Here is a 5,251-nt window from a genome sequence, read left to right as displayed (position 1 = left end):
TCCCGCAACAGCGCTTGTTTCTCGCTGCCTGAAAGAAACATGACATCGTTTGCGCACCTGATGAGATCCCGACTGATGCCGTCCCGTACCCTCATGCGCACTCCATCTCCGGCACTTCGCAACATTGGAAGAGGGCAGAAGACAGGCCGAATACAGCGATATCGGGTTGGTCCTCGCGGCTCCACGCCAGAACATCGGCACACTTTGCAGTTACATAGCGGGCCATGCGGACAGCCTCTTCTGGGGTTCGAATTGCGTGGGATCATAGGTCGGCACAAGCTCATCATTGTCAGCGCGGCTGAATGCGACAACGACGATGAGGCGAGCGTCCTGGGCTATGATGGGTTCCGACATTAAGTTCAATGGCGCGGTATTGAGAGTATCGCACAAATGGGTGCGACCTGCAGATAGCACGAAGTATCTAAGTATCTTCTGCTATTGCAAAATTAGGTAGAGATCATTGACTCACAGGTTCGAATCCGTTCGGTCATCTGGGATGAGCATTGGCGCCGCAAAACCTACGTAGCGCACTGACGTGAATCGATGAACAATCCAATTCTCGTTAGCGCGCTCCAACAACATATTGCATTCACAAAAACTGATGCACATAATTCAAAGTATTCGAATTTAAAGTCGGCGCAGTCACCGGTAAAGACTGGTTGCTGCATCGAAACCCCCGTCATTTGACTAGATCAGATGGGCTCTTTTGAAGCCGGTCGGAATCCGCAAACGGAAGCCTCCAGTAACGCGGCTGCGCCCGGAGAAAGCCGATCATCGACCCCGTCCAGCCGGGTGTCCAGATACTGTTGCCATCGCGAACGGACCAGCCGTTCCATTTCGTTGCGTGACGGTCCATGAATCAGTCTGCCCCGACTCAACAGGAGTGCCTCTTCCAACGTGATGGACCGGTTTGTTTAAGGATTGCGGCACCAAAGATACTTCTCTGCAAAGCGCCGCCAAGTGATTAGCCGCCTAAAGAGTTACCGTATGGCACATCAGCGCCGGCTGAAGTCCGGACAGCTTTGCCGTTCCTGGACATCGCGCCTAGAGAGCGTCGCCCACACCCCGTCTTTCGGCCGCAGCGTAATTGACGGATGGGGTGTCACCTTTCGTTCGAGGTGCAGGGAAATCCTGAAGCGGTGCACGATCGTGGCAAGAATCAGAACCGCTTCCATCATCGCAAAGCGCTGGCCGATGCAGATGCGCGGGCCGCCGCCGAAGGGGCAGTAAGCGAACCTCGGCAGCCTGCGGTGCAGACCATCCGCCCATCGGCCGGGCAGGAATTCGTCGGGGCGGTCGAAGTTGCGCGGGTCGCGGTGTATCACCCAGGGCGAGATCAGGATTGTGGTGCGTGCCGGTACGGCGTAGCCGCCCAGCTCGCAATCGCGCACGGCCTCACGACCGATCGTCCATACCGGCGGATAGAGCCGCATCGCCTCAGTGACCACGCACTCTGCGAACCGCAATAACGGCAAGTCCTCCACGATTGCACAGCGGCCGTGCAGCAACCCTCCTGCCTCTACTGCCAGCTCCGCTTGAACGTCCGGGTGCCGCCCGAGGAGATAGCAGGTCCAGGAGAGCGCGAGAGCGGTGGTCTCGTGGCCGGCCAGGATCAGCGTGATCGCTTCGTCACGCAGCTGGCGATCGGACATCGGCTGCCCGTTCTCGTCTCTCGCCGCCATCAACTTGGAGAGGAGATCGGTGCCGTCCGTTTTTGCTGACCGGCGCTCGCCGATCAGCCTGTCGATCAGCCGCTCGATCCGCGCGATCGCGCGCCTGTAACGTATGTGGCCCGGAAGAGGAACGAAGTCGGGTATAACAAACGGACGCTTGAATCGTGCGGCAATCTCCCCTGTGAGGTCGTTCAGCGCGTGATCTATTTGCGAAACATCCTCCGCGATTTCGGAGCCGAACAACGTCTTCGCGGCGATTTCGAGCGTGAGTGCCATCATTTCGGAATGCAGGTTGCGGGTTTCGCCATCCCTCCAGTTCTCCAGCATCCGCTCGGTGTGGCACACCATGGCCGTACCGTAGCCCTGCAACTGGCCGCCGGCAAATGCAGGAGCCGCAAGCCGCCGCTGTCGGTGCCAAAGCTCGCCCTCACTCGTCAGCAGGCCGGTGCCGAAGAGCGCAGTGACGTGTCTCCAGAAGAAGCTGTGCTTGACGAAATTCTCATGCTCCTTGACGAGAACCCTTTCGATGTCGTCGGAGTTGGAGAGCAGCAAGGTCGGCCAGGAGCCGAGCCGCATCGCGACGACATCGCCGTACCGGCGCGCGCTTCCGGTCAGGAAGGCGAGCACGTCGCTGTCGAAGTCGACCAGGTTGCCGATAAGAGGAAGCCCTTTCGGGCCCGGCGGTTTGCCTGCGGACGTCATGTGTCGCACTCCTCGATGACGAAGCGCTGGACCCTTCCTGTCGGCCCCGGTTTGAGCTCGCTGCAGGGCTCTACGACCAACGGCAGATCGCCGACGCCCAGGTCGCGCAGTCGGTTTCTGAACGGCGACGCAAGATCCTGTAGCCTCGTCGTATCCGGCCTGCTCAGCGTCTCCGCGTAAACAGGCGAACACCGAAGGGCATAGGAAACGACGACCTCGACGCGGCGCTGTTGCAACTGCGCCAGCGCTGCTCCGATGCTGTTCTCGGCACCTTAGGACAGCAAATACTCTAGGCGAGACTAGCAAATTTACAATTGAAACGCTATCTTGACGCCATGGCGAAACAAAGCACTAAAACTCGTTCACAGTCGACCGGGCAATGGATGGCCTTTCAGAAGGAAGGCGTCAAACGCGCGTCCAAGGTCAAGTTTGGCAGCGTCACAGTGACAGGGACAAAGCCCACCGCAGCAGCCGTCAAAACTAACGTTGAACGCAGCACCGAAGCACTTGAGCGTATAAGCAAGACGCTTTCCAAGCCGGGTGTAGTGCTTCGAGCCAAGAAAGATGTTCCTCAGTTCTCGGTCGCCGAAGGGGAGTCCGGTGTCTTCATTCGCCGTTTGAATGGACGCACTGAACGTGGACGCCTGATCGATGGGTCGTTCCGAGTCGTTGATTGACGCAGCTTTCCGAAGCCGTTGAAGAAATACTGAAGGCGCAGCGACGGACCAAGAAGCCGCTTGCGATCGTTTTGGCTGGACACAACGGCTCCGGCAAATCGACGATGTGGCGGCAAATCCTATCCGGCCAGTTACAGATCCCGCTCATCAATGCCGACCGCATGATGCTGTCCATTCTTCCTGAAGCGGGAAGCGATGATGCGCTCGACAAATGGGCTCAGGTCTTGCGAGATACCGACGAGGGGTGGATGAAGGTCGCTCAGGATGGTGTCCAAGCCTTTGCGGGTCACGCGATGCAGGCTAAGGTGCCCTTCGCGATGGAAACCGTCTTCTTATATTGGGAAGAGCAGCCCGACGGTTCAGTGCTCTCGAAGCTCGATCTCATCCGCGACATGCAGACGGCCGGCTACTTCGTGCTGCTGTTCTTCGTCGGCCTTACGACTGTCGAGCTCTCGATCTTGCGTGTACAGACCCGTGTCGCCGACAATGGCCATGACGTACCCATGGAGCGTCTGCTGCGTCGCTTTCCCAAGACGCAACGCGCTATTGCGGCCGCTGCTGAAGCCGCCGCTGCTTGGATTTTCACCGACAACAGCCGCGGCCCAAAGGAAGCCTTCACCGTTTGCCGGGTCCAGTTGGGCGAGAAGGAGATGTTCGACGTCCGTCGCGGGTCGAAGTCGGATCCGCCGTCGATTGGGGAGTGGTTGGATGTCGTCAGCCCGCTGGTCGCGTGACATCTAGAACCTGGGCGATTATGAATCTGTTGAAATAGCAGCGCTGACTGCACCGAACGTCAGCTGTCGCTAAATCAACCCTTCAACCTTACGAAAGAACGGCGGATTGTGCAGGCGACAACGGGATCTTTCGGGATTGTAGAATTTTGGGGACAATCCAAAACGGCCATTATCGGCATTTTTAAACGAACATTTATTCATAACATTTCGACATTGTACGGATAGAATATTCCAAAAGAAAGAAGAACGCTTTCTGGTCCGATGCTGCAACGTGATTTGACACCTGACGATGAGGCGACCATGCTTATGCTATGCGTGTGCGTGCGTGTTCAGCTCAATCGTTATACTCATACAGAAAGCTCAATATGACTGAACCTGAGCAGCATTCTTCGTCACCAAGTCTTCCGCCTCACGTCCAACTTATTCAGATGGGTACTGCCTACTGGGCATCGAGAGTTGTCTACGCTGCGGCCAAATTGGGTCTCGCAGATCAGCTTAAGTCAGGAACTAAGAGTGCCGAGGAGCTGGCGGGCGCTATCGGCGCGCATGCCCCTACTCTGCACAGGTTGATGCGCACGCTCGCAAGTTTGGGCATCCTCACCGAGCGGACCGAGCGACGGTTCGCCCTGACTGACTTGGGTCGGGCGCTGACGACCGGCGCTCCCGGCTCGGCAAGGGCAACCCTGCTTACCGTTGGGAGCGATTGGTTTGACGGCTCCTTTGATCACATCGTCCATTCCGTTCAGACAGGTGAAACCGGCTTTGAAAAAGTTCAGGGGATGCCGGTCTTCGAGTACCTCGCGCAGCATCCTGAGGACGCCTCGCTGTTCAGCGAGACGATGGTCGGCATTCATGGTGAAGAGCCGCCGGCAGTTGCGGCAGCCTACGATTTTTCCACCTTCGAGACGGTTGTCGATGTCGGCGGCGCGACTGGCAACATGCTGGCAGCCATCCTCACCCGCCATGCCGGGCCCCGCGGGATCCTGTTCGACAGGTCGCACGTCGTGGGGGACGCGCCTGCGTTGCTCCAATCAAAAGGCGTGATCGACCGTGTAACGATAGAAGCCGGTGATTTCTTCGAGACCGTGCCTGCCGGGGGCAACGCCTATCTTATGTCGCACATCCTCCATGACTGGGGTGAAGATCAGTGCCTCAGTATCCTGGGCCACGTCCGCAAAGCCATGAAGCCGGACGGCCATCTGCTTATTGTGGAGATGGTGTTGCCGGCCGGCGACGCGCCGCATCCAGGTAAGATGCTTGATATGGTGATGCTCGTGCTCCCTGGAGGCCAGGAGCGGACTGAGGCAGAATACCGCTCCCTTCTTAGTAAGGCTGGCTTCCGTCTCACCCGTGTCGTGCCGACCCAATCGGCGGTCAGCGTGATAGAAGCGGTTCAGATTTAGAAGGATCTGTCGCAAACTGCCTTTAGATTTTGTGCCCAATCAAAAACCACGCTAATCGGCCT

Annotated in this window: 4 protein-coding genes; 3 read left to right on the top strand and 1 reads right to left on the bottom strand. The window is 57.8% G+C overall.

Translation table 11 applies throughout. From position 1 onward, the window contains the following. Window positions 1-995: 995 nt before the first annotated feature. A complete protein-coding gene (locus tag ACXJ5O_RS18000) occupies window positions 996-2,375 on the bottom strand; it encodes a cytochrome P450 (protein ID WP_457301087.1) in 1,380 nt (459 codons plus the stop codon). Window positions 2,376-2,758: 383 nt separating this feature from the next. Here ACXJ5O_RS18000 and ACXJ5O_RS17995 point away from each other — a divergent pair, with 383 nt between their 5' ends. From ACXJ5O_RS17995 to ACXJ5O_RS17985, 3 genes are all read left to right on the top strand, one after another. Beyond that, window positions 2,759-3,052, top strand: coding sequence for a hypothetical protein (locus ACXJ5O_RS17995; RefSeq protein WP_457301086.1), 294 nt, complete (start codon window positions 2,759-2,761; stop codon window positions 3,050-3,052). After that, window positions 3,049-3,786, top strand: coding sequence for a zeta toxin family protein (locus ACXJ5O_RS17990; protein WP_457301085.1), 738 nt, complete (start codon window positions 3,049-3,051; stop codon window positions 3,784-3,786). The genes ACXJ5O_RS17995 and ACXJ5O_RS17990 overlap by 4 nt, the downstream gene beginning before the upstream one ends. 311 nt (window positions 3,787-4,097) lie before the next feature. Next, window positions 4,098-5,189: a methyltransferase gene (locus tag ACXJ5O_RS17985; RefSeq protein ID WP_457301084.1), complete on the top strand. Its 1,092-nt coding sequence runs from the start codon at window positions 4,098-4,100 to the stop codon at window positions 5,187-5,189. Window positions 5,190-5,251: the final 62 nt, after the last annotated feature.

This window comes from Phyllobacterium sp. P5_D12 (assembly GCF_054049495.1).
This window is presented reverse-complemented; position numbering and strand designations above follow the sequence as displayed.

Coding starts and splice junctions, on each gene's coding strand:
- ACXJ5O_RS18000 (WP_457301087.1), bottom strand. CDS start 2,375: ATGACGTCCGCAGGCAAACCGCCGGGCCCGAAAGGGCTTCCTCTTATC.
- ACXJ5O_RS17995 (WP_457301086.1), top strand. CDS start 2,759: ATGGCCTTTCAGAAGGAAGGCGTCAAACGCGCGTCCAAGGTCAAGTTT.
- ACXJ5O_RS17985 (WP_457301084.1), top strand. CDS start 4,098: ATGCGTGTGCGTGCGTGTTCAGCTCAATCGTTATACTCATACAGAAAG.